Below are 23,143 nucleotides of genomic sequence, written 5' to 3'. Positions count from 1 at the left end.
ATTAAGGTCTCATTACGCTTAGTCTTGCTATTTGTCTCTTAAGCATTCTGGTTCTTCTGGTTGATAGAAATACCATGTACAAGCAGAAGTAGCAACTATTGAAGCTATGAAAGTTGATATTGCTGCTAAAGACATTAAAATTTTCTTTTTCATTTTATCACCTGCCTTTAATTTTATTTCCAATAGCTAATTCTTACCAAATAAATAATGAGCACTTTTAGTTAGCGAGAATACCTGCCAAATTATAGAAAAACACATACACAAACTGTATACTATGTATTTCTCTTCCCCACTTAAGTGGAATAATATAGTATTTAAAGTGATAATTATTAAATAGATAGTTAATATCACTATTGAAGCTTTTTTTAATTTCATTCTCTTTTCTTCTTTTTTTATAGGCTTGGCCAAACTGTCTATTGGTGCATATTTAAATATAATTATGTAAGACCAAATAAATATACATATTTCTATAAGTATCATAAGGCTTATAGAAATATCTATTTTTTTACTTATTAGCCCTATTCCTACACACATTACTGTTCCTATTGCTGTACACTTTCCAGGTGAATCTGCATGTACCCCGCCAGAGCTTTTCCTTAATAAACTTCCAGTAAAGGAAGCTATAAGTGCTTCTATTAGCACTCCAAAGATTAATCCGAACACTATCACTAACCCTATTGACATAAATATCTGGATTAATGAAAAAATCCCGTAATTAACTACAGCTTCTTTATCTTTCTCCAAGTCTAATTCTTTTGAAATAAAACTAGATAACCTCTTGCATAATTTCTCTACGCCAAGCATTTATATTCCCTCTTTTTCATATATAAATTATACAAATATATACATATAGCAAAAATTAACAAAGACGGTAATCCACATATAGTCTTTATTTTAATATTCTCAAACATAATGGTAATATCATTTTTAAAGATAATATTAAGTAAACCTACATTCAAAAATTCTGATCCAAATAATATTATAGTTGATAAAATTGATGCTTTTACAGTTTTAATAGGATCAATTTTGCAAACTCTTATTACTACAACACTTTGAAAAATTATATTTAAAATAGTATGTACCCCATAACCAATAGGAAGGTTTCTTATTAAAAATACACCTACATTGGATACTAAAATTGCTATTATAAAATCTCTTTTATGTATTTTTGTTCTTGAAAAAATATACGCTGCTAGAATAAATAGTACTAACTCTGGAATTCCTCTAAAAACGAATTCAAATAAAGTTATTCTCAACATTATATATTCACCTCCAGATACTTATCATTAGATTTTTTTATGGAATAAAAAATTACCAAGAAAACGAATACTCTTATAAATACATCTCCTACACTTAAGATGCTATATCCTAAGTCTATATAGTCAGTTAAAATTTTAAATTTAGAAGCACTACTACCTAAAACATGGATATCCTTTACAACATTAAAACTTTCTGGCTTTACATATCCAGTTATATATGAGATAGAAGGAAATACCGGCATGAACCCACCATTTGCTTTAATTGCTAAATCATTCAAAATTCCCCCACCAAATACGCAAGCAACTCCTATCAATGCTATATTGTATATCTCATATTTAAATACTAAAAATAAATATGATGTAAGATATATAGTTTTTAAAAAGGATACTATTCTTAACATTTGATAGTTCTCATTAAAAATCATAACTTGTCCAATTATACTTATAATTTCTAAAACAACTATGGGATATATATGCCATGTTTTAAAAATAGGTTTTATATCAAGCTTTTTAATTTTTGCAAACAAAAAAGCTAGCAATATAGTTTCTAACATGCTTCTCCTACTTTCTAATGTACATCTAACTTAATTTTCTATTTTACCACTTTCATTTTATCACTTTATGTTTTTTTTTTCTACAATTGTATCTATAAAATTCTTAATACCTTGGAATATATACTATTTATAATTTTCTAGACGTTAAAAAAAGACAACTATATTACATATAATTGTCTTTTTAGAAAAACTAAATCTATAATTCTTTTCTAATAAACGTATTTTTTTCCACCTTAAATGGAACCTTTACCTTACATATCATTCCTGGATGTGGACATCCTTCTACTTTTTCTCCATCTTCATTATATAATTCACTTACAATAAATTCTTTTCCCATTTCTGTAGGAGATAAAACTTCAACCTTATCACCCTGTACGAATTTATTTCTTTGTCTACATGTAGCTATTCCTGTTTCTTCATCATAATCTAAAACAATTGCTACCACATCATAATCTCTAACATGGAAATTTGTATTATATATTAATCCTTCACTCTTTGGTTCATTAAAAAAGAATCCTGTATAATATTCCCTATGGCTTACTTTATATAATTCTTCTTTAATTTCTTTTGGAAGCTTATATTCTTCTGGATTTTCATAATATAAATCTATGGCTTTCCTATATGCATTTACAACTAAAGCTACATAATATTCACTTTTATTTCTTCCTTCTATTTTAAGAGATGAAATTCCAGCATTCATTAATTCAGGTATATGATCTATCATACACAAATCCTTTGAGTTCATTATATATGTTCCCTTAGAATCTTCTTCTATAGGGAAGTACTCATTTGGTCTCTTTTCTTCTACTAATGAATATTTCCATCTACAAGATTGTGCACAAGATCCCCTATTAGAATCTCTTCCAGTCATATAGCTTGAAAGTAGACATCTTCCAGAATAAGATATACACATAGCTCCATGAACAAACACTTCTAATTCTAATTTCTCAGATATATTTCCTCTTATATTCTCTATTTCCTCTAAGGAACACTCTCTTGCTAGTACAACACGTTCTGCTCCAAGTGTTTCCCACATGTTACAAGCTTCATAATTTATCGTATTAGCTTGTGTACTTATGTGTATAGGAAGATTTGTATGCTTTTTTACTACTGATAAAACACCTAAATCAGATACTAAAACTGCATCAATTCCTATTTCTTCAAGAGTTTTTAAATAAGGAATCATCTCTTTTATCTCTTCATTTCTAGGCATTACATTAATTGTACAATACATCTTTTTCCCTAATTCACGAGCTATTTTAACTCCTTCTCTCATATCATCAAAAGAAAAATTTTGTGCTGCTGCTCTTAAAGAAAACGCCCTACCTCCAAAGTAAACTGCATCTGCTCCATATTGAAATGCTATCTTTAACTTTTCTAAATTGCCTGCTGGTGCAAGTAGTTCAGGTTTTTTATATTTCATAATCATGTTTACCACCTTACATCTAATATCACTATATATGACCTTATCAAAATTATTATTTTTTATCAATATAAAATAATAATTATACTAGTATTTTTTTCTTTATATGCTGAATAGTTTTTTCCTCTCCATTTTCAGCTAACATTTTCAACAAATTTTCTAATAATCTTCTACTTTCAGGGTGAATTAAATAATTATCTTTTCTTTCTTCATAATATTCTAATGAACTACTGTCCTCATATTTTTCCTTCAAGTAATTTTTAGATGCACACATTCTATCCACAAACATTTCCACTACATACTTTGTTGGCATCTTCATTCCCATTAATCCATCTTCTTCCCTTATTCCATAGTCTATCCAATATTCAAAATGATGTTTATTTCTACCTTTATGATGAAGCCATGCTGGTGAACACCCTTCTTTTAGTTTTTGAATACCATTAGGACTTACATATCCCTTATAGTACTTTATTCCTGCTGAAAACTCTATCCAAGAATACTTTGATAAATCATGTAATAGCCCTTGTTTATACAAACCTAGTTTAAAGCAATATTTCATTACTAATAACTTATGTGCTGTTATTGTTTTAAAATGATTTATAAAATTCATCTCCGTCCCCCCTAACAATAAAAATATATCACTATTAAATAAAAAAGTGGAGTGAATATTTATTTTGGTTGTTCCATTACAAAGCTCTAAGTCATATAAAAAAAGAAAACTCTTAACAAGGTAAGAGCTTTCTAAAAAAATTATTCAAAATAGCATACTATTGGATCTCCAACCTTTATACTATTATATATTTTACTTGCTACATTATAGGGTAAGTTTATACACCCATGAGATCCATTATTTTTATATATACTTCCTCCAAAACTATTTCTCCAGGTCGCATCATGAAGACCTATACCACCATTGAATGGCATCCAGTATGCTACTGGTGATGCATAACCAGGACCTCTTAAAATTCTATCTCTTTCTTTAGATTTTAGCGTGTACACACCTTGTGGAGTTGCACATCCACTGCTCACATTACCTGTTACAATATCCCCTTCAGCAACTAGATCTCCATCTTTATAACACCATATATACTGTTTTGTTAAATTAACCTCTACATAGGTATTTCCAATATCGGAGCTTGTTCCATTTACTGTACTTTGGGTGATACTATATTCCTTTGTAACAGTCTGTCCATTCTTTATTGCAGAAACCACCTCGTCTACATATCCAGTATTATTAATTTTTCTACCATAATCGCCTCCAGAAACATTAACTATATTTCCTAAAGATGCCTTAAAACTTCTAGTTTTACCTACTGTATTATAACTAGAAGTTAAATTGTTTATATAGGATGTTATTTTAGTCTTGTCTAATCCAACATTATAACTTTCATCTAATGTTAGCCACTGACTTATTGTGTTTCCATCTATATATTGGCTTTTATCTAGAATCTTCAATGTTATCTTTGAAGATACATACTTATCCATTATAGCTTTAGCATCTATTACCTCTTTAGAATTGGAATTGTAATTAGGCTTTGTATAGCAACCTGCTTTCTCTAAATCTATTTCTTTTTTGTGATTATTTAGAGCATCACTTATACTTTTTACAAGGATTTCTTTATTTATATATTTACCGTTGTCCTCTGGAATAATATCATACTTATAATTACTATATACTAAATTAGGATTTTTAGGTTTTATCATATTTTCTTCCTTAAAGCATTTTAATTCATTTATCTTTTTTTCTAATAATTCTTCATCATATTTCAATAATTTTTCTACTTTATATTCTTCTTTAGAAAACAAAGAGCTTATCCACCCTAATGGATTTTGCTTATCTTTTATATCTTCAATTTTTTCTTCATTTATATCAAAATATAGCCCAATATCTTTCCCACTTATTGTTTCCTCAATTCCTCCTCTTTCTTTAATTGTTAAATAATAATTTTCACCATCTAATGAAAGGTCCCCTTTTACTTCATTTACAGTTTTTCCAGATATACTAATACTATTAATAGAAGCTCCAAAATAAAATCTATCTTTAAAATAGATTGCAAAAGCTAAATATAATATTACAGCAGTACCTAGTATTGTAAAAATCACCAACTTCCTTTTATTTTGCCTCTTTTTCTTACCATGCCCCTCCATGTACAAGACTCCTTAAATTGTTATATAAATATCATATAAAAACATTTATTTTATGCTACTTTATACTATGTTTTATTAGTAGATTTTAAAACATTTTTGCTTATTTTTTCATATTAAACTAAGTACATATTGGTATAATTCTTTGGATAACCTATACCTATATAAATTAATAAGGTGGTTATGCGTATGAAAAAGATATTAGTAGGTATTCTAAGCTTTTTATTAATATTTTCTAATATATATATAATTCCTAAAGCTAATGAAACTAATAATTATGAACGAACTATGAAACAAGATATATTAACTCTTATGATTGCATATCCAGAGTCAGTGCAAGGCGTTGTTAAAGAAAATGATAAGGTATATTGTGTTATGACCTCTGGGAAGAAAATCTTATATGATGATAAAAAAGAAAAAACACATGATGAAAAGTTAGCAAATGCTGATTTACAAGATACCTTAGAACAAATCTATCCATTAAACATAATAGAGAATATTATGGAGAAAAATTTTGAACCTGGAAGAATAAGAAATTATGAATTATTGAATGAGGTATATGGCTCTTCAAAAATTGCTATAGAAAAAAACTTAAAACCCTTAAAATATGGGTATACCAACTATCAATTTAATTCTAAAAACAATGCAAATATTTCTTTAGAAAAGGCTTTGAAAGAAGTTATTCCATTAGCACAGAGTAGAAATGATATTGGAGCAATATTATATCCTGCTAGTGGTACTTATAATTATAGAATAATATCTGGAACTGGTAGATTAAGTGCTCACTCTTACGGAATAGCAATAGATTTAAAAAGTGATCCTAGGGATTATTGGAAGTGGACCTCACCTGAAAAAGGTAGATCCAGATTATTAGAGTATCCAAGGGAGCTTATTGAGGCATTTGAAAATAATAATTTTGTGTGGGGCGGTAAATGGGGCCACTTTGACATCTTACATTTTGAATATAGACCTGAAATAATAATAAAAGCTAAATATTTTAGTAATAGTGATTTAGATAAACCCTGGTTTCATGGTGTTCCTTCTAATGATGAACATATAAAAAAATGTATTGAACTAATAGATAATACACTTAAAGAGGGGGAATATTCATGAAGCACTTTGTAACAAAACTTATTATTTTTATATTACTATGCTCAACAATAATCACATACTTTCCCAAAACTATTAGTGCAGATACAGAGTCAATTAAAGATGAAATGAAAAAATATGTAGAAAATATATTTTTAATAAAAAGTAAATCTATATTAACTGAAGATTTAGATTCTATTCATTCTCTTTATGATACCAGTACTAGAAATGGACAATGGGCATATGAATACGAAGAAAGAAAAGTAAAATATATTAATAATTGGGCCCAAAAACAAGGCATAAAATTAACAAGTATTATACCTAAAATAGTATTTAGAAAAACAAATGTTGGAGAAAAGGTGTGTTCCTTCTATATACTATGTAATACTGAATATAATTATATATATCCTGATGAACCCCTTAAGGTAAATAGATGTAAAATTGGAACATATCATTCCTTCCAGCTTACTAAAAAGGATGGTGAATGGATAATTACAAAGGAATGGTATACAGACCCCTTTGCTGATTCACTACAATTAGAAAATATAAAAGTTGATTCAATCAAGGAATATATAAAATCTCAGCCGGCTAGAGACTTTTCTAATTTAGATAAGAGAAGAATATCAGCCATAGAATATGCAAAGAAGTACTGTGGTGCTGCTTCTACAGAAGATACAAAATTTAAATATAATAAAGATTATAGAGACTTTAATCCCGAAGGCGGAGACTGTGCTAACTTTGCTTCCCAAATACTTCATGAGGGTGGAAAGTTTAAGAAAAACGCCTCCTGGAATTATGATAAAGGAAGTCCTAGTGCCTCTTGGGTCAATGCAGATAAATTTACCTCTTATTGGCTTTACAGCGGAAGAGCTTCTCTAATTGCTAAAGGAAACTACGAAAAAGTCTACAAAGATTCTTATAAACTTCTTCCTGGTGACTTTGTAGCCTATGAAAAAAAAGGAGATATTACACATATTTCTGTTGTAAGTGGCGCAGATTCTAAAGGATATACTTTAGTAACATGTCACAATACAGATAGATGTGACGTTCCTTGGGACTTAGGTTGGAGTGATAAAAAAATGAAATTCTGGCTAATTAGAGTACATTTTTAAAATGAGCTGTATCAGTTTTTGATACAGCTCATTTTTTAACTTATTCTTCTTACACTTGTCTTCTTGCAGGCTATCTTCTTATATCCAACTAAGGATATAATTCCAAAAAATACTGTTATAGATATATACTGTACTAAAACCTTTAGCACAAACATTATGCTGATAAAACCAGCTAAGTTACTTGCCAAGAAAACTAATGTTATTTGAATCAATACAAGGATATTTACTATAAAATAGTACGCTATTACTTCAGTTAATATTATTTTACTTATTTCTTTATATGAATATCCTAAAAGTCTTAATTGTTCAAAATTTTCTTTTCTTCTATAAGCTTCAATAAAGAACTTATACATTATTGTAAAATTTAATATTACAACAACAAATATAAAACTCGCTAAAGCAAAGATATTTATTACACTATATTCTTGATACTGACCTATGACTACAATTGTAACTACTGCAGTTATTATATACATTAATACTAAGGATGTAGACCTTTTTATTGATGTATATAAGTTACTTATAATAATTAACTTTATCTTATCAGTTATAAAATTTTTATTTTTATAATCAGCTAAAGCGTTTGGAATTACATATCTTACTACTCCTTGAATACCAAAAATAGATGTTACTATAGCTGCTAACATTACAAATGCTATATCTTTCCTTGATACAGGCAATAAAAGTGAAATCAAAGGAATAGAATAAAAGATTATATATATATACATCTTCATTTTTGACCTTTTAACGTTAGGAATAAAGCTACTTTTCTTTTTTATTATTAATTCCTTAATTTTCTTTTTGTATATTTGTCCTGAATTTATTAGAAATACCACTAAACATTCTACAATTGTCATTATTATAGTTATTGCTAAAGATTGTGTACATACATAGGATGTTGGATTTTCTATATTAATCATTTGAAAAACTTTTCTCATAATAATTGGATTAATAATATATCCTAGAATACACCCAAGTAAAATAGCAACTAAACTCATTATAAGATTTCTCACTGAAATTATTATAAATATCTCAAATGTAGATTTTCCTGATAGTGTTATAACTCCATATTCTTTATACTTATCTTCTAAGTAATATGAGTTTGCAAATATCATAAATAGTATTAATACACTTAAAACTACAACTCCTAATATCGATAAAATTGTATATTCATATGATCTTTGCGGAACAATCTCTTCATTATATATTATATTGAAGCTTACAAATATTATGGCTATAGACATAGTCATTGTTATCATATAAAAATAGTTTTCTTTTAAATCATTTTTTATTGTTAAAAAGATATACTTAAATACGCCCATAAGCTCCCCCTATAACATATCTATTAAATTTTGAGAATCTTTTGAAGTAATATCGACAATCTTATAGAAATATTCTTTTTGACTTTCTTCTCCTCTATTTAAAACCGCTTCCACTTTACCATCTCTAATGAAAATCAATTTTTTCGAGTAGCTTGCAATAATATTATCATGGGTAACCATAATAATGGTTATTCCTTCATCATTTAATTCTTTTAACATTTTCAATAACTCATGAGAATTTTTAGTATCTAAACTACCTGTTGGCTCATCAGCTATTATTATTCTAGGATTACTAACTAAAGCTCTTGCACATGCAATTCTTTGACTTTGTCCACCTGAACACTGTGCTGGATATTTATTTAACAACTGGGTTATTCCTAATTTACTTGAAATTTCATTAACTCGTTCTATAATTTCTTTTTTGGGCTTTGAAGCTAAAATTAATGGAATAGCTATATTTTCTTTTACAGTTAAATTATCTAAAAGATTAAAATCCTGAAAAATAAATCCTAGATTCTCATATCTAAATTTACTTAATTCCCTTTCCTTCATGGATTGCAAATTTTTTCCCTTAAAGAATATTTTCCCTCTTGATACTTCATCTATAGTAGAAATAACATTTATAAGTGTAGATTTTCCTGATCCAGATGGTCCCATAATACATGTAAAATCGCCTTCTTTCACAGTAATATCAATACCATTTAAAGCAATACATTCTTCTTTTCCTTCTCCGTATATCTTGTATAAGTTCTTACCAACTAACAAATTTTCTACTAATTCTTCACCCTCTTCTATCGTTACATCCTCATCAAATATTTTTATATCCATCTTATTTTCTATAAACTTAAATTCTTCAATACTTAATGACAACTTTAAAGTTATAAAGGACATTGGAGTAAAAACACCTGTTTTTTTCACCTTACATGGTAACCTATTAATATTAATAATCACTTTTTCATTATCTTTATAATAGGTAAATCTTTTTATATCTTTACCTTGCTTAAAATAAAATAATAATTCATCTTCTTCATTAGTAAATATTACGCTTCCTTTATTAGTCAACAGGATGCATATATTATTATATTCCCTTTTGTCATCATCGTTAGTTAAATGATTCATAAGTGAATTTACAATTATAGAGCTTATCACTTTATAAATTACCTTTTCTTCTTTCTCTAATACACTTTTAATTTCATTTGACATATTAATCACCTCACCATATTCCATATTATTATTGTACTTCCTTTTTATGGGTAATACAATCTATTTTTATATTTATCGAAATAAATTTTTCACTGTATTCTATGCTAATAAATAAAAAAGATGATTAGTTTTTTACTAATCATCCATCTCAAAAAGTTTTACCTTTATTCTATTTACTATATCTTCAAACTCACTATTTAATAGCTCAAATCTTATATCTGCATAGGTTGGAATACCACCAATTCCATTTTCACCTACAACCTTCAATTTTTCACCAGTACAAATTGTCTTGTTATCCTTCTTCAAACATTTTATCTTTTTATTATCAACAATATCATATCCATTTACTTTCTCGTATATATCTATTCCAAATATTTTCTCATATGATTTGAAATCTATAACATTATCATTTTTATCAAAATAAGTATATGCATAAATATAATCTAATTTCCCAAACACCTTATTTTTCAAAACTAAATGGATCAATATCCTACCCTTATCTGTGAAAACAAGTTCTGAGTTTAATATATTGCTAGTATCATTAATATTCTTTATATCGACACTCACTTGTTCCTTTATATAAAATACTGCTTCTTCACTTTTAAAAATATACTTAGATAATAAGCTAGGTATAGAAAATTCTCTTACCTTTTCTCTAGCAGTATTAGTTAGAAAAAATATTCCTTCCCTACTATATAGATAAGAATTTTGAATTAATTCCTCTCTTAGCTTTTCTATATCCATGGTATATTTATATAAAATGTAATTTAAGGCTCCTATAGTATATGATTCTTCTGCATTCAAACCTCGTACTATATATTCTAATATAATCTTTTTCTTTTCCTTCTGAACTGGAATAGAAGTTAACCTTTCATTTTTAAAATAGGTTTTTAAAACTTCATTCCTATATTTTATTTCTCTTTCTTTTTGTTCGTCTAAATCACTATTAGTACTACTAATTAAATCTATTACTTTACTTTCTAACAACTCTGTATTTAATGAAAATACTACATAATACTGTTCTTTATTTGATTTAACTATGCCACACTCTTCAAGTTTCTTAAGATGAAAAGACACTGTAGACTGAGCTAACTCTAACCTTTGAGATAATAACTCCACATACATAGGTCCCTCAATCCTTAATGTATTTACTATTCTTAATCTAGACTTATCACCTAATGCTTTAAATAATTGAACACTATCCATCTCACACCATTCCAATTTATTCCTTACTTATACATTATCTTGTCTATATTCAGAAGGGCTTTTCCCAACATACTTTTTAAATTTCTTTGAAAAATGCTTTTCATTAGAATATCCAACTAATAAACTTACTTCATAAACTTTTATATTACTGTCTAATAAATAATTTTTAGCCTTATCGATTCTAACTTTATGTATGAAGTCTAAGAAGTTAACCCCAGTTTCCTGCTTAAATAACTTACTTAAATAAACTGGTGTTATAAATATTTCATCTGCTACCTTAGCTAAAGATAATTCAGTATCACTATAGTTTTTATCTATATATAAAATTACTGACTTAATCAGTTCATTATCAGTATGGAAACTTGTCTGCCTTTTAATTTCTTTTAAAAATCCATTAACTTCACACTTTATTTTATCTATAGTATTACACTTCAATATTCTCTCATATACTATTATCTTATTATAGTATTTTGACTTTATACTACTATTACCAAGGCACTTCTTGCATATAGTTCCTAATAATCTATTTGTAGCCTCTTGTATATGAATTTTACTTAAAGCTCCATTATTTATAAGAGAGGAATAAAATCTATCTACATTCTTATAAATTCCTTCCTCATCATTAGCTTTAAATGAATCTATTATGTCCTTAGTTTCATCTACAGGATAAAAATCTAATTCAGCCAAATAAGTTCTTACGTTTTTTGTACTTATTACTTGTCCATCTCCATAAATCATTTTAAATTCCAAAACTGATTTTGCTGATTTATATGATTTGGATAATTCGCTTAATGAATTGAATATTTTTCCTACAGCCATAGTTACAGAAGTATCAAAGTATATCTTAATCTTATCTTTTATTAATTTACAATCATTTAGTATTTCATCATAGGTTATCCCCTCTTCAACACACACAACTAACAAAAGAACATTCTTATCTTTTACTACTTCATAATGCTTATAGCTTGAAAACTGTCTATATATATAATCCTTTAAGGTATCTAACGTCTCATTTAGTTTATTTGCTTCAAACTCATCATCAATATCTATAATTGTAGTTACTATTGGGGACTTTATAATATTAATGGTATATAATTTTATAATCTCCATTATTCCATTGAAATCATCAATGTTTCCATGAAGCATTTCTCTTAAAATACTTTCTTTAACTATAGGTATATTCTTTCTAAATACACTTATATTATCTTCATTATTTTTATCCTCTAAGTCTTTTTTCACTATTAATACTTCTTTAATAATATTAAGACTATTACATGGATTAAATAAAAAATATAATTTCTTACCACTATATCTTTCATTTATAACCTGGATATTATCATAGGAGCTTACAATAATAAATTCTGCATTTATTGAACTATTTCCTGTTTCATTTAATACATCTAAAATTTCTTCATAAGAATTATTATTCAATATAATAATGTCAGGATTATGAAATTTTATAGCTTTATATGCATCTTTAGTTACTACTTTATCACATACACTTAGATCATACTTTTTCCACTCTAAATGTATATAGTTATCCTCTTGTCTTTTAAAGCCTTCATCTACTATAAGTACTTTATACATTTTTATCCCCTCTATCTTAAGTACAAACCATCAATTACAAAATATTGATTTTAATTCTTATTATACCTTACTTTTGAGTAATATCATATATACTTCATTAAAAATGAATACCTTTTTGTATAATTTTGAGTACTTTAACAAATGATGTATCCATTATATAATTTAAATATAGTTAAGAGTTGATTGTTTATTATAAATACCCTATTATATTATCAACTCTACATACTTAATATTTGTGCCGAAATATTTTATAACTTAATATAGTTTTATATGCGGTTATAAGTACCCCCAAAAATAGGTAGGCTCCCCATTATTCCTACCTATTTTTTTGTTTTCTAAAATTAAAAAATCATATTGTAATATCGATTCATATCTCTCTCTAATTTTAATAAATCTAAATTTCTACCAACTCTTATATATTCTTTACCATCTATAAATAATAAGAATACAGGTACAGAAAATATCCCATATGATGTAGCTATATCTAAATGTTCTTCTCCATTTATTTCACAAGCTTTTATATTAGGATACTTTTTTAATATATGTTCTATTTTAACTTTTATTACTTTGCAAGCTCCACATGAATTTCCAGAAAAATAAATAGCCACCATTCTATTAGAATCAATTAATTTCTTAATCTCATCTGCTGAATTAAATATATACAACTCAAACACCTCTATTTAATTTTAATTTTATCTTTAAGTTTTATTATTGCCTCATCCATTCTTTTTATTTGTGTCTCTTCTTTCTTTGCAGATGTTATCCACTGAATGTATTTTCTCTTATTAGAGTAAGATAAACTCTCATAAAATTCTTTTGCCTCCATATTATTATCTAATAAATTAGCAAACTCCTTAGGAAGTTCTACCACTCTCTCTTCTTTATCCTTCTTAATTTCTACTTCTATTATATCACCATAAGTTCTTTCTATTTTATTTCTTATTTCTTTGGTTATACCAATGATATAGCACGGTAATCCCATCTTCACTATTGATCCACTATATTCTTCACCATTAAATTTTGCTTTAACCTTTACTCTTTTAGCCCCAAACTCTTTTTCTACATCTATTGGAACCTCTATATATGTTGCATCTTTTCCTTCATGTTTTTTTATTTCAACATTAAACTTATATATTTTCATAATTTTCTCCTTACTTTTTAACAATGATATTATATCACCTAAATTTCTTTATTATCATAAGTTATTTATATATCGATTTTTAAGGAGTATTAATATTGGACAATTTAACTTTGTCTATAAATTCAATTTTCAAATCTTATAATCCTACTAAACCTAATGCTTTTGCTAATTTAGAAGGAGGAGTTTTAGCTCCAAATATACGGGGTAAGATTTTCTTATTTCAAGTAGAAAATGGAGTCTATATTCAAGCTTATATTACAGGTATACCTATGAAAAATTCTGAAGGAAAAGAAGTAAGATTTCACGGATTTCACATTCATGAAAAAGGTGATTGTTGCCTTGGTGCAACTGATAATCCTTTCCCTTGCACAGGTGGCCATGATAACCCAACTAACTCTCCTCACCCTTTCCATGCAGGAGACCTTCCCCCTATATTATCATCTAATGGAATCGGTATATTATCTGTTTATACAAGTTATTTTTCAGTTAATGATGTTCTTGGAAAATCTTTTATATTACATGAAAATCCAGATGACCTAAAAAGTCAACCTGCAGGTAATTCTGGTAAAAAGTTAGCCTGTGGAATAATAAGACCCTATAAATAAGGGATATGCCATTTAGGCATATACTCTATTTTATCTTCACTCTAATGAACTTTTTCTTCCCTATTTTAATTACATCATTATCACTTAACTTAAAATCTATATCATTTAATTTCTCTTGATTTACTCTTACTCCACCTTGTGCAATAAGTCGTTTAAATTCACTCTTGCTAGATATAATATTATTCTGCACTAATATAGGAATCAAATCCATTAATATATTACTTTCTGATTCTATCTCAGGTATATTATCTGGTATATCCTTTTTTCTAAATGCTAAGTCATAAAACTCAATAGCCTCTTTAACCTCTAATTCTGAATGATATAGGGCTGTTATTATCTTAGATAATTCAAATTTTATATCTCTTGGATTTTTACCTCTATCTAAATCTTTTTTTATTCTATCTATTTCATCTGGATGAACATCAGTTGCTAGTTCAAAATACTTTATAATTAAACTATCTGGAATTTCCATAACTTTTTTAAACATTATATTAGCAGGTTCATTCACTCCAATGTAATTTCCCAGACTTTTACTCATTTTTTCAACTCCATCTAATCCTTCTAATATAGGCATAAACATAGCAATCTGAGATTCTTGCCCCATATATTTTTGTAATGTTCTTCCCATTAAAATATTAAATGTTTGGTCAGTTCCTCCTAACTCTATATCAGCTTTTAATTCTACTGAATCATATGCTTGCATTAAAGGGTAAAAGAATTCATGAACACCTATTGGAATATTATTTTTGTATCTATTTTGAAAATCATCTCTCTCTAACATACGTGCAACTGTTATTGTAGATGCTAGTTCAATAACCTTATCAAAAGTTATTTTGCCTAACCATTCACTATTAAATCTTACTTCGGTTTTATCTACATCTAAAATCTTAAAAATCTGTTCCTTATAAGTTTGTGCATTTCTTTGAACTTCCTCTTCTGATAAAGCTTTTCTTCCCTTAGCTTTTCCTGTTGGATCTCCAATCTTTCCAGTAAAGTCACCAATTACAATTACAGCATTATGCCCTAAATCTTGCATTTGTTTTATCTTTCTAAGAACAACAGCATGACCTAAGTGTATATCTGGTGCACTAGGATCCAATCCTAATTTTATAGTTAACGATTCATTATTCCTGCTAGCTCTCTCTAATTTATTCATAAGCTCTTCCTCATTAACTATCTTGTCTACCCCCTTCTTTATAATCTTCATTTGCTCCTCGACTGTTTTAACCATTTTAAACTCTCCTTATATTAAAATTTTAATATAAGCAAAATCTATAAGACTTTGAAATGCTCTTTAAAGATAACTTTCAAATTAAGATAATAAATTAAAAGAAAATAAAAAAACTCCCATCCTTTATATCAAAAGGACGAGAGATTAAATCTTCGTGTTACCACCTTAAGTTTATAGACAACTTACATTGCCTACCTCTTCAAGTACTCCATATAATTGGTAATACTCTAGCACTATAACGTGTGCAGGGATCCGTCAACAGCCTACTAGATTAAATATCATTCGGTGTGAAGCTCAAAGATGTATTCATAATTAGTTTTTCTTGCACCTCTCATCATCCGGTTACTTTCTGTTAGAGTTCCTAATTACTACTTCTTCTTATCTTAGCTTTTCATATCTTATACTCCGAAATACATATAAAATGTAAATCTTCGTTATGCAAATATTAAATTATAAATATTGTATTCCTCACTGCTCTTTTTGTCAACTACTAGAACAATACATTATACACCCCAATTATTGATATCTTTTAAAATTAGTGCTATAGTTTTTTTTAAAGTTAGGTGGTGATATTACATTATGAATATGCTTGAAAAAGTGTTGTCATTTTTTTATTTGACAGATTTATATAAATTAGTTTTGATATTTATGATTGGCTCCTTTATAGGATATATTGTTGAGATGTTATATTGTTATCTTAAGAATGGTCGTTTTGAAAGTAGAAAAGGAGTTATATATGGTCCCTTTAGCCCTGTTTATGGATTTGGTGCAATTGTTTTACAATACTTTTATATAGACTAGAACATTTTAACGCTTTTATCATTTTTGTAGTAAGTGCTGTTGTAGGGGCTATATTTGAATACATTTGCTCCTTTGTACAAGAAAAAACTATAGGAACAATTTCTTGGCAGTATAATAAAACTCCTTTAAACTTAGGTGGTAGAACAAGTGGTTTATATGCTTTATATTGGGGAGTACTTGGATTAATTTTTTTAAGACATACTCTTCCATACATAGAAATAAAAATAGATGAAATTCCAACTGAACTTGCTATATTAATAGCATTTACTTTTGGAATATTTATAACTATTGATTTAATAATATCTGCTCTTGCAGTCAGAAGACAAAGTAGTCGTGCACATGGTAAAAAAACTAGGAATCATATTGATATCTTTTTGGACAAGCATTACCCTGATGAACGTTTAAAAAAGATATATCCTAATATGATTGTTATAAAAAAGAAGTAGAAGGTTATGGTAATTACCATAACCTTCTACTTTAATTAATTCTATTTTGAGTTTCAGCGTCAAAGAAATGAAGAGCTTCTGAATCTAATCCAAATACGTGCTTTTCTCCAACTTCATATTTATAATGTCCTGGTACTGTTATCACTAGATCTTTTCCACTATTAAGTTTTACAAATAAAGTTTTTTCTTTACCAAGGACTTCAATAACATCTATTATACCTTCAAACTGCTCCTCACATTCTCCACTTAAGAATCTTTCAGAACGAATTCCAAGGAATACCTCTTTTCCTTCATAAGCTTTTAAAGCTTTTCCATCTGCTTCATTTGGTGTAATTTTTATTATATTGTCTTCAGAAACAAACTGTCCTTTTACCACTTTTCCTTTTACCATATTAATAGTAGGTGATCCTATAAATCTTGCAACAAACATATTTTGAGGCTTTTCATAGAATTCAGTTGGCTTACCTACTTGTTGTATTTTACCATCATTCATAAGAACAATTTTTGTTGCCATTGTCATAGCTTCTACTTGGTCATGAGTAACGTAAATAGTTGTCGTTTCCATTTGCTTATGAATTCTAACAAGCTCTACTCTCATATGCTCTCTTAGCTTTGCATCTAGGTTAGAAAGTGGTTCATCCATTAAGAATACCTTTGGCTTTCTAACAATAGCTCTACCTAAGGCAACACGTTGTCTTTGTCCTCCTGATATATCAGATGGTTTGCAATGTAAATATTCTTCGATTTGTAGTAATCTTGCTGCTTCTGTTACACGATCATTTATAATATTTTTTCTTTCTTTTCTCATACTTAAAGAAAATGCCATATTATCATAAACAGTCATATGTGGATAAAGGGCGTAACTTTGGAATACCATCGCAATATCCCTATCCTTTGAAGCTACCTTATTTACTCTTTTATCATCAAATACTAAATCTCCCTCTGTAACAGAGTTTAATCCAGCTATCATACGTAGTAATGTAGTTTTACCACAACCTGAAGGCCCAAGTATTACACAAAAATCTTTATCTTCAATCTCTAAATTTATATTTCTTAATGTAAAATCTTCCCTACTTTCATACTTTTTACCTATATTGTTTAATGTTACCTTCATCGTTCACCTCTCCTATCCTTTTGTTGCACCATTTGAAAGACCTGCTACCAATTGTTTTTGAAGTACTAAGAATAATATTACAATTGGAATTGCTGTAAGTAATCCTCCAGCTGCAAATGCTGGTTCATTCATATTTCTAATATCATTAACTAGAGTGAATAACCCTGCTGCTAATGTATAATCTGCTGGTGTTGTTAATAATACCTTAGGTAATAAGAAGTCCATGAATGGTCCAATAAATGACCATAAAGCTGTTATTGCAAGCATAGGCTTTGCTATTGGCATAATTATAAGTCTATATATCTGCATTCCTGAACATCCATCAATCTTTGCCGCATCATCAAGCTCTGTTGAAATTGAATCCAAATATCCTTTTAAAATAAATGTATTACTTGCAATTCCACCACCTGTGTATATTAAAACTAACATCATTTGACGCGTAAATACAGGAGTAATATCAGAAATTATAGAGTACATAGTAAAATATGCTGTTATACCTACAAATGTTGGTATTGTTTGAATAAGCATTATTGACATAAGAGAAGCCTTTTTACCTTTAAATCTATATCTTGAATATGCATATCCTGTAAATGAAATTACTACGACTGTTAATATTGCAGTGGCTATTCCTATGAAAAGTGTATTGCCCATCCATTTCAAATATAAAGTATTATTAAATAAATAATCAAAGTGCTTTAAACTAAATTCAAATCCATCATTTAATATCAAATACTTTCCTTGTTTACCATTAAAGGATGAAATAATTATTTGTGCTATTGGCCATAAAACTATACATGCCCACGTAATTAATATTGCATAAGTTATTCCTAATCCTAATTTACCTAAAGGAGTAAGAGGTGGTCTATCTGACAAATACAAATCATTCTTTTTACTTTTAAATATCTTCATAATTACTTCTCCTTTCTAAATGCATCGGTGTTTCTATATCCTATATAAGCTATAACCATTAATGCAATTGAAATTATTACAGTAATTGCAGCACCTAACGCTTGATATTGGTTTTCTATAGTTAGTTTATATATATAAGATATTAAGATATCTGTTTCACCAGCCAAGTTTCCGTAAACTACTGGATTAAACGGTCCACCACTATTAAATAGATATATATTAGAGAAGTTATTAAAGTTAAATGTATATTGTCCAACTAAAAGTGGAGCTGTTTGGAATAAAACTAATGGAATTGTTATTTTTATTAACTTCTTAAATGAAGAGGCTCCATCGATATCAGCTGCTTCATATAAATCTTTATTTATAGATTGAAGTACCCCAGTTGCAAGTAAGAAAATATATGAACTTCCAAGCCAACCTTGTATACAAATAAGAACTACCTTTGATACAAATGGATCATTCTTAATTTGCAGTCCCTCTCCAAAGACACCTCTTAATATTTCAGTTAAAGCTCCATTTGGAGAAGACAATATACTAAAGAATAATATAGTAATAAATGCTGGTACAGCCCATGGTAATAAATATACTGACCTAAAGAACGTCTTACCTTTTATTCTTTCATTATTTAAAAGTAATGCTAATGCAAATCCAATAAATATAGCAAGAGTAGTTGCTCCTAGGGTCCATATAATTGTCCATCCAAGGATCTTCCAGAATATTGATCCCGCCATTCCTTCACCAAGAGCAATCATCTTGTAATTACTAATTATATCCCAACCAAATTTTGCTTGATGTTCTGGGTCCATACCAGTTATTGAAAGCAAAATTGTTGTTACTATTGGTATAAATACTATAAAAATAATTATAACTAATGCAGGCATTGACACTAGATAAGGTAGTCCATCTTCTGAAACACTTTGTCTAGTTTCACACCATGACCTTACTCTAGTACCTTTAATTTCTTCCTTTTCAACCTTATTTACATCTTTGAATGAAAGAACTAAAAGAACCAAAGCAATGACTAAGAATGCAATTGCAACTATCCCCTCAACCATAAATATAATTGATCTATCAAGTTTTCCTGCACCTTTAGCAAGTGTTATCAGCCCTGCTACCCCATCACCCTTATAATTACCAAATCCAAGTGAATAAGGAATTGCAATTAAATATATATATATTGTTGCTAAGAACATTATTATCGATTTTATATATTGTTTATTAATTAATTGTCCAAGTCCTGGTATTAAAACAGTAAGATAAGAAACTATTGGTATAGTTTTATCAACTTCTACAGGAACTGTTCTTCTAATATCTGCAACATTTATATTTACAGTATTAATTTTTTGCTTAAGAGTCTTACTTAACTCATGCTTCTTATTTTTAACAATTTCATTGTAGTAAGTTTTTTTAGATTCAAAAGATTTAACTAAAATTCTATCTTTTTTACTTCTCTTTAATCTTCTAATAGCCTCACCTTCAGCTTTTTCTGAAATTAGGCCTTCACTATGTCTAGATTTAACTATTTTAATATCTTCTTTTAAAATTCTATTTTCTTCTTCTTTAAATTTATTATATTCCTCTTGGAACTTCTTATTATCATCATCTGATAGCTCTGATAAAGCCTTTTGTGCCTTATCTAACTCTTCTTTGCTATCTTTAGCAAATTCAATTACTGGTGGTATTTGTATTATTTCCACCTTGCTTTGTTCATAAATCAACTCAGCATCATATGTTAGATTAATATATTTTTCATAAAATCCTAATTTTTCTTTTGCTTTAAAAAGTCTTATTTCAAGTGCATTTACTTTTTTATTGTTTGTACCATTATCTGATTTATAGGATTTTGCTTTTTCATCAAGTTCTTTTAAAAATAACTTTTCCCTATTTTTAAATTCAGCAAGGGCTTTATTGTATTGATGATCTTTTTTATTTTTTTGTAATTCTTTTAATTTATTTTTTAATTCTACCTTTTCTGATTCATTTGCATTTTTAATCTTTTCTTGAAGATCAGCTACTTCATATAAATAAAGATTCTTTCTTTTATATTCACGATCTAAATTATCATATACAAATTTATTGAACCTTTTCAAATTTCTCTTCCCCCTTTATGCTTGCTGCGTTTTTTGTGTAATATGTATAATCTTTTGTTTGTTTATATCTTTCCATAAATAAATTAGTACACATAGTAATCCTATATGGCAAATTATACTTATTATAAAAAATATTGAAAAGTATGTTTCTCCAAGAGTTGTAAAGAAAAACAATCCTATAGTTAGTACCATCCATATAGCTACAAATAGCTTATTAACTCCTGTTTTTACAAGAGAGAAATAACTATTTAAACTTAGTGCTATCGGGGTTATTATTCTTATAAAGAAAACAGATAAACATGATGTCAAATATATTGAATACATTTCATTTATCGTCTGACTTTTATCTATATTTAAATTTGGATTTTGTAGCCATGCTTCAAATAAACCTGTATCTTTTGCTTTAATAAAACTCTCAATTGAATTCATCATAATAATCACTGCACACAATCCTACTATCAAATAAAATGTCTTTTTGCTCATCTCAACTGTCGTTTTCATCTGCTCCCTCCTTAATTGTTAGAAAAGGAGAACCAGTCTCCTTTTCTATTCACTAGTTACTATTTATTTTATAGTTCCCATCATAGCATCGAATGAAGCCTTAACTTGCTTGTAAGCTTCTTCTGCATTAGCTGGCTTTTGAGCTGACCAAGATAATAATGCATTTTGCCATGAATCCCAAACCTTACCATATTCTAAGAATAATGGTCTATTAATAGATGCTTCATATGAAGTATAAGTTGCTTTTATAACTTTTTCATTCATTCCACCAATTCCATCATAAGCTGATGGTTCAACGTTTTCTAATATCTTACCAGTAGCATTAAATAAATCTTTAGCATATTCTGGGTTAACAATTTCTTTAATAAAGTCTTCAGCTAGAGCCATTTGAGCTTTGTTTTCTTCACATCTAGCATTTATTCCAAGACCCCATCCACCTTTCCAGTGGCTAAGTGCCTTGCCATTTACAGTAATTTGAGAAAGTGGTAATACTTCTAGGTTATCTGCTCCAACCTTATCAGATAATCCTGTAGTTGCCCAAGGACCATCTATTCTGATAGCTGCTCCACTATCAGCTGAGAATTGAGCATCTAAGTAACCAGAAGCTGCATCTTTATCCCAAAGGTCTGTTTTATTATCATAATTAGGCTTCCAGTAATTGTATAAAGATTCAAATAACTTTTGTTGGTCTGCAGTTAAGTCCTTCCATTCCTTAGTAGCATCTGTAGTTAATTTATCTCCATTCTTTGATAATAATTCAAATGATGCTGAATTTGTAAATCCTACTCCATACCAAGCATCATGAACTGGAACTACCATCTTACCAAATGCTAAATCATTAAATTCTATATTCTTAGTTAAATCTATTCCTGCTTTTTCTGCATTTCCCTTATTTACATAAGCCACTAATGTTTCTATATTATAAGGGAAAGCTAAATATTCATCACCTATTTTAAGATTTCCGCCTAAACCTGCGTCATAATCTTTAAATCCTCCAACTTCTTCAGCCATAGCCTTAGCATCCATTGGAGCTAAAACGTTTTTATTAGCTAGGTCATAAAGTCTATCAGCTGATAATGCAAAAACATCAGCTACATCTTTATTAGTTATATCAGTCTTATCTATAACATCTAAATGATCGAATGCACCTACTTTAATAAAATTAATAGTAGCATTTGGATGTTCTTTCATTACTCTTTCTTTAACTTGTTCATAATAAGGAAGCCATGCTTCTTCTACTTGAACTGAAATAGTTGCTGCTTCATCTTTCTTAGAATCATCTCCAGATCCACCACATGCAGTAAGGCTAAATGCCATACAACCTAGTAATAAAGCTGATATAAGTTTCTTTTTCTTCATAATTAATCTCCTCCATCCCTTTTTTAAGTTATATAAATTTTAATAA

24 protein-coding genes and 1 other annotated feature are annotated in these 23,143 nt (G+C 28.3%); of the genes, 5 read left to right on the top strand and 19 right to left on the bottom strand.

The window, feature by feature from the left end; genetic code table 11:
* Nucleotides 1-27: 27 nt before the first annotated feature.
* The 7 genes from DR024_RS06950 to DR024_RS06920 all read right to left on the bottom strand — a co-directional run bounded on the left by DR024_RS06950 (nucleotide 28) and on the right by DR024_RS06920 (nucleotide 5,384).
* On the bottom strand, nucleotides 28-153 hold the full coding sequence (locus tag DR024_RS06950) for a cyclic lactone autoinducer peptide (RefSeq protein WP_034866511.1): 126 nt from the start codon (nucleotides 151-153) through the stop codon (nucleotides 28-30).
* 33 nt (nucleotides 154-186) lie between these two features.
* Nucleotides 187-804, bottom strand: coding sequence for an accessory gene regulator ArgB-like protein (locus DR024_RS06945; RefSeq protein WP_065254477.1), 618 nt, complete (start codon nucleotides 802-804; stop codon nucleotides 187-189).
* Entirely contained in the window at nucleotides 792-1,259 is a 468-nt protein-coding gene (locus DR024_RS06940) for a hypothetical protein (RefSeq protein ID WP_027098661.1), read from the bottom strand. The genes DR024_RS06945 and DR024_RS06940 overlap by 13 nt, the downstream gene beginning before the upstream one ends.
* Complete coding sequence (locus DR024_RS06935) at nucleotides 1,259-1,813, bottom strand: DUF5317 family protein (RefSeq protein ID WP_055183982.1); 555 nt, start codon at nucleotides 1,811-1,813, stop codon at nucleotides 1,259-1,261. The genes DR024_RS06940 and DR024_RS06935 overlap by 1 nt, the downstream gene beginning before the upstream one ends.
* A gap of 196 nt (nucleotides 1,814-2,009) precedes the next feature.
* On the bottom strand, nucleotides 2,010-3,242 hold the full coding sequence (locus DR024_RS06930) for a peptidase U32 family protein (protein ID WP_083072839.1): 1,233 nt from the start codon (nucleotides 3,240-3,242) through the stop codon (nucleotides 2,010-2,012).
* Nucleotides 3,243-3,318: 76 nt separating this feature from the next.
* Nucleotides 3,319-3,846, bottom strand: coding sequence for a DUF5662 family protein (locus tag DR024_RS06925; protein WP_027098664.1), 528 nt, complete (start codon nucleotides 3,844-3,846; stop codon nucleotides 3,319-3,321).
* A 140-nt stretch (nucleotides 3,847-3,986) separates the two neighbouring features.
* On the bottom strand, nucleotides 3,987-5,384 hold the full coding sequence (locus tag DR024_RS06920; protein ID WP_111918396.1) for a L,D-transpeptidase family protein: 1,398 nt from the start codon (nucleotides 5,382-5,384) through the stop codon (nucleotides 3,987-3,989).
* Between the two features lie 186 nt (nucleotides 5,385-5,570).
* Between DR024_RS06920 and DR024_RS06915 the strand changes: the two genes are divergently transcribed.
* Complete coding sequence (locus tag DR024_RS06915) at nucleotides 5,571-6,494, top strand: M15 family metallopeptidase (RefSeq protein WP_111918394.1); 924 nt, start codon at nucleotides 5,571-5,573, stop codon at nucleotides 6,492-6,494.
* Nucleotides 6,491-7,582 carry an amidase domain-containing protein gene (locus DR024_RS06910; protein ID WP_027098667.1) on the top strand — a complete coding sequence of 364 codons (1,092 nt, stop codon included), beginning with the start codon at nucleotides 6,491-6,493 and terminating at the stop codon, nucleotides 7,580-7,582. The genes DR024_RS06915 and DR024_RS06910 overlap by 4 nt, the downstream gene beginning before the upstream one ends.
* 35 nt (nucleotides 7,583-7,617) lie before the next feature.
* Here DR024_RS06910 and DR024_RS06905 read toward each other — a convergent pair whose 3' ends face one another.
* From DR024_RS06905 to DR024_RS06880, 6 genes are all read right to left on the bottom strand, one after another.
* Complete coding sequence (locus DR024_RS06905; RefSeq protein WP_111918392.1) at nucleotides 7,618-8,904, bottom strand: FtsX-like permease family protein; 1,287 nt, start codon at nucleotides 8,902-8,904, stop codon at nucleotides 7,618-7,620.
* 9 nt (nucleotides 8,905-8,913) lie between these two features.
* Entirely contained in the window at nucleotides 8,914-9,732 is an 819-nt protein-coding gene (locus tag DR024_RS06900; RefSeq protein ID WP_081663688.1) for an ABC transporter ATP-binding protein, read from the bottom strand.
* 510 nt (nucleotides 9,733-10,242) lie between these two features.
* On the bottom strand, nucleotides 10,243-11,313 hold the full coding sequence (locus tag DR024_RS06895; RefSeq protein ID WP_055183984.1) for a metalloregulator ArsR/SmtB family transcription factor: 1,071 nt from the start codon (nucleotides 11,311-11,313) through the stop codon (nucleotides 10,243-10,245).
* 27 nt (nucleotides 11,314-11,340) lie between these two features.
* Entirely contained in the window at nucleotides 11,341-12,900 is a 1,560-nt protein-coding gene (locus DR024_RS06890; protein ID WP_055254161.1) for a helix-turn-helix domain-containing protein, read from the bottom strand.
* Nucleotides 12,901-13,241: 341 nt separating this feature from the next.
* Entirely contained in the window at nucleotides 13,242-13,565 is a 324-nt protein-coding gene (locus DR024_RS06885) for a thioredoxin family protein (protein WP_099328438.1), read from the bottom strand.
* Nucleotides 13,566-13,576: 11 nt separating this feature from the next.
* The gene (locus DR024_RS06880) at nucleotides 13,577-14,041 is read right to left on the bottom strand and encodes a YdeI/OmpD-associated family protein (RefSeq protein WP_027098672.1); all 465 of its coding nucleotides are present in this window, start codon (nucleotides 14,039-14,041) and stop codon (nucleotides 13,577-13,579) included.
* A 95-nt stretch (nucleotides 14,042-14,136) separates the two neighbouring features.
* Between DR024_RS06880 and DR024_RS06875 the strand changes: the two genes are divergently transcribed.
* On the top strand, nucleotides 14,137-14,646 hold the full coding sequence (locus DR024_RS06875) for a superoxide dismutase family protein (protein ID WP_207734688.1): 510 nt from the start codon (nucleotides 14,137-14,139) through the stop codon (nucleotides 14,644-14,646).
* Nucleotides 14,647-14,671: 25 nt separating this feature from the next.
* On the opposite strand, the gene tyrS is transcribed toward DR024_RS06875, so the two are convergent.
* Nucleotides 14,672-15,877, bottom strand: a complete 1,206-nt coding sequence (gene tyrS, locus DR024_RS06870; protein WP_027098674.1) for a tyrosine--tRNA ligase — start codon at nucleotides 15,875-15,877, stop codon at nucleotides 14,672-14,674.
* Nucleotides 15,878-16,006: 129 nt separating this feature from the next.
* Nucleotides 16,007-16,271: a binding site (T-box leader), on the bottom strand.
* 185 nt (nucleotides 16,272-16,456) lie between these two features.
* Between tyrS and DR024_RS17985 the strand changes: the two genes are divergently transcribed.
* Both DR024_RS17985 and DR024_RS17980 read left to right on the top strand, forming a co-directional pair.
* Nucleotides 16,457-16,678 carry a putative ABC transporter permease gene (locus tag DR024_RS17985; protein ID WP_242983091.1) on the top strand — a complete coding sequence of 74 codons (222 nt, stop codon included), beginning with the start codon at nucleotides 16,457-16,459 and terminating at the stop codon, nucleotides 16,676-16,678.
* Nucleotides 16,639-17,124 carry a putative ABC transporter permease gene (locus tag DR024_RS17980; RefSeq protein ID WP_341456884.1) on the top strand — a complete coding sequence of 162 codons (486 nt, stop codon included), beginning with the start codon at nucleotides 16,639-16,641 and terminating at the stop codon, nucleotides 17,122-17,124. The genes DR024_RS17985 and DR024_RS17980 overlap by 40 nt, the downstream gene beginning before the upstream one ends.
* A 31-nt stretch (nucleotides 17,125-17,155) precedes the next feature.
* Here DR024_RS17980 and DR024_RS06860 read toward each other — a convergent pair whose 3' ends face one another.
* The 5 genes from DR024_RS06860 to DR024_RS17975 all read right to left on the bottom strand — a co-directional run bounded on the left by DR024_RS06860 (nucleotide 17,156) and on the right by DR024_RS17975 (nucleotide 23,097).
* A complete protein-coding gene (locus DR024_RS06860; RefSeq protein WP_027098676.1) occupies nucleotides 17,156-18,238 on the bottom strand; it encodes an ABC transporter ATP-binding protein in 1,083 nt (360 codons plus the stop codon).
* Between the two features lie 12 nt (nucleotides 18,239-18,250).
* The gene (locus DR024_RS06855) at nucleotides 18,251-19,147 is read right to left on the bottom strand and encodes a sugar ABC transporter permease (protein ID WP_172458925.1); all 897 of its coding nucleotides are present in this window, start codon (nucleotides 19,145-19,147) and stop codon (nucleotides 18,251-18,253) included.
* A gap of 2 nt (nucleotides 19,148-19,149) precedes the next feature.
* Nucleotides 19,150-21,237: an ABC transporter permease subunit gene (locus DR024_RS06850; RefSeq protein ID WP_027098678.1), complete on the bottom strand. Its 2,088-nt coding sequence runs from the start codon at nucleotides 21,235-21,237 to the stop codon at nucleotides 19,150-19,152.
* A gap of 15 nt (nucleotides 21,238-21,252) precedes the next feature.
* Nucleotides 21,253-21,738, bottom strand: a complete 486-nt coding sequence (locus DR024_RS06845) for a hypothetical protein (protein WP_027098679.1) — start codon at nucleotides 21,736-21,738, stop codon at nucleotides 21,253-21,255.
* Between the two features lie 63 nt (nucleotides 21,739-21,801).
* Nucleotides 21,802-23,097, bottom strand: coding sequence for a sugar ABC transporter substrate-binding protein (locus tag DR024_RS17975; RefSeq protein ID WP_111918390.1), 1,296 nt, complete (start codon nucleotides 23,095-23,097; stop codon nucleotides 21,802-21,804).
* Between the last annotated feature and the right edge of the window lie 46 nt (nucleotides 23,098-23,143).

This window comes from Clostridium paraputrificum, from assembly GCF_900447045.1.
Taxonomy (GTDB): domain Bacteria; phylum Bacillota; class Clostridia; order Clostridiales; family Clostridiaceae; genus Clostridium; species Clostridium paraputrificum.
This window is presented reverse-complemented; position numbering and strand designations above follow the sequence as displayed.

Excerpts from the sequence above, each read along its gene's own strand:
- DR024_RS06860 (WP_027098676.1), bottom strand. The coding sequence starts at position 18,238 with ATGAAGGTAACATTAAACAATATAGGTAAAAAGTATGAAAGTAGGGAA.
- tyrS (WP_027098674.1), bottom strand. The coding sequence starts at position 15,877 with ATGGTTAAAACAGTCGAGGAGCAAATGAAGATTATAAAGAAGGGGGTA.
- DR024_RS06880 (WP_027098672.1), bottom strand. The coding sequence starts at position 14,041 with ATGAAAATATATAAGTTTAATGTTGAAATAAAAAAACATGAAGGAAAA.
- DR024_RS06900 (WP_081663688.1), bottom strand. The coding sequence starts at position 9,732 with ATGGATATAAAAATATTTGATGAGGATGTAACGATAGAAGAGGGTGAA.
- DR024_RS06905 (WP_111918392.1), bottom strand. The coding sequence starts at position 8,904 with ATGGGCGTATTTAAGTATATCTTTTTAACAATAAAAAATGATTTAAAA.
- DR024_RS06930 (WP_083072839.1), bottom strand. The coding sequence starts at position 3,242 with ATGATTATGAAATATAAAAAACCTGAACTACTTGCACCAGCAGGCAAT.
- DR024_RS17985 (WP_242983091.1), top strand. The coding sequence starts at position 16,457 with ATGAATATGCTTGAAAAAGTGTTGTCATTTTTTTATTTGACAGATTTA.
- DR024_RS06915 (WP_111918394.1), top strand. The coding sequence starts at position 5,571 with ATGAAAAAGATATTAGTAGGTATTCTAAGCTTTTTATTAATATTTTCT.
- DR024_RS06855 (WP_172458925.1), bottom strand. The coding sequence starts at position 19,147 with ATGAAGATATTTAAAAGTAAAAAGAATGATTTGTATTTGTCAGATAGA.
- DR024_RS06940 (WP_027098661.1), bottom strand. The coding sequence starts at position 1,259 with ATGTTGAGAATAACTTTATTTGAATTCGTTTTTAGAGGAATTCCAGAG.
- DR024_RS06950 (WP_034866511.1), bottom strand. The coding sequence starts at position 153 with ATGAAAAAGAAAATTTTAATGTCTTTAGCAGCAATATCAACTTTCATA.
- DR024_RS06925 (WP_027098664.1), bottom strand. The coding sequence starts at position 3,846 with ATGAATTTTATAAATCATTTTAAAACAATAACAGCACATAAGTTATTA.
- DR024_RS06910 (WP_027098667.1), top strand. The coding sequence starts at position 6,491 with ATGAAGCACTTTGTAACAAAACTTATTATTTTTATATTACTATGCTCA.
- DR024_RS06890 (WP_055254161.1), bottom strand. The coding sequence starts at position 12,900 with ATGTATAAAGTACTTATAGTAGATGAAGGCTTTAAAAGACAAGAGGAT.
- DR024_RS17975 (WP_111918390.1), bottom strand. The coding sequence starts at position 23,097 with ATGAAGAAAAAGAAACTTATATCAGCTTTATTACTAGGTTGTATGGCA.
- DR024_RS06895 (WP_055183984.1), bottom strand. The coding sequence starts at position 11,313 with ATGGATAGTGTTCAATTATTTAAAGCATTAGGTGATAAGTCTAGATTA.
- DR024_RS06920 (WP_111918396.1), bottom strand. The coding sequence starts at position 5,384 with ATGGAGGGGCATGGTAAGAAAAAGAGGCAAAATAAAAGGAAGTTGGTG.
- DR024_RS06945 (WP_065254477.1), bottom strand. The coding sequence starts at position 804 with ATGCTTGGCGTAGAGAAATTATGCAAGAGGTTATCTAGTTTTATTTCA.
- DR024_RS06935 (WP_055183982.1), bottom strand. The coding sequence starts at position 1,813 with ATGTTAGAAACTATATTGCTAGCTTTTTTGTTTGCAAAAATTAAAAAG.
- DR024_RS06845 (WP_027098679.1), bottom strand. The coding sequence starts at position 21,738 with ATGAAAACGACAGTTGAGATGAGCAAAAAGACATTTTATTTGATAGTA.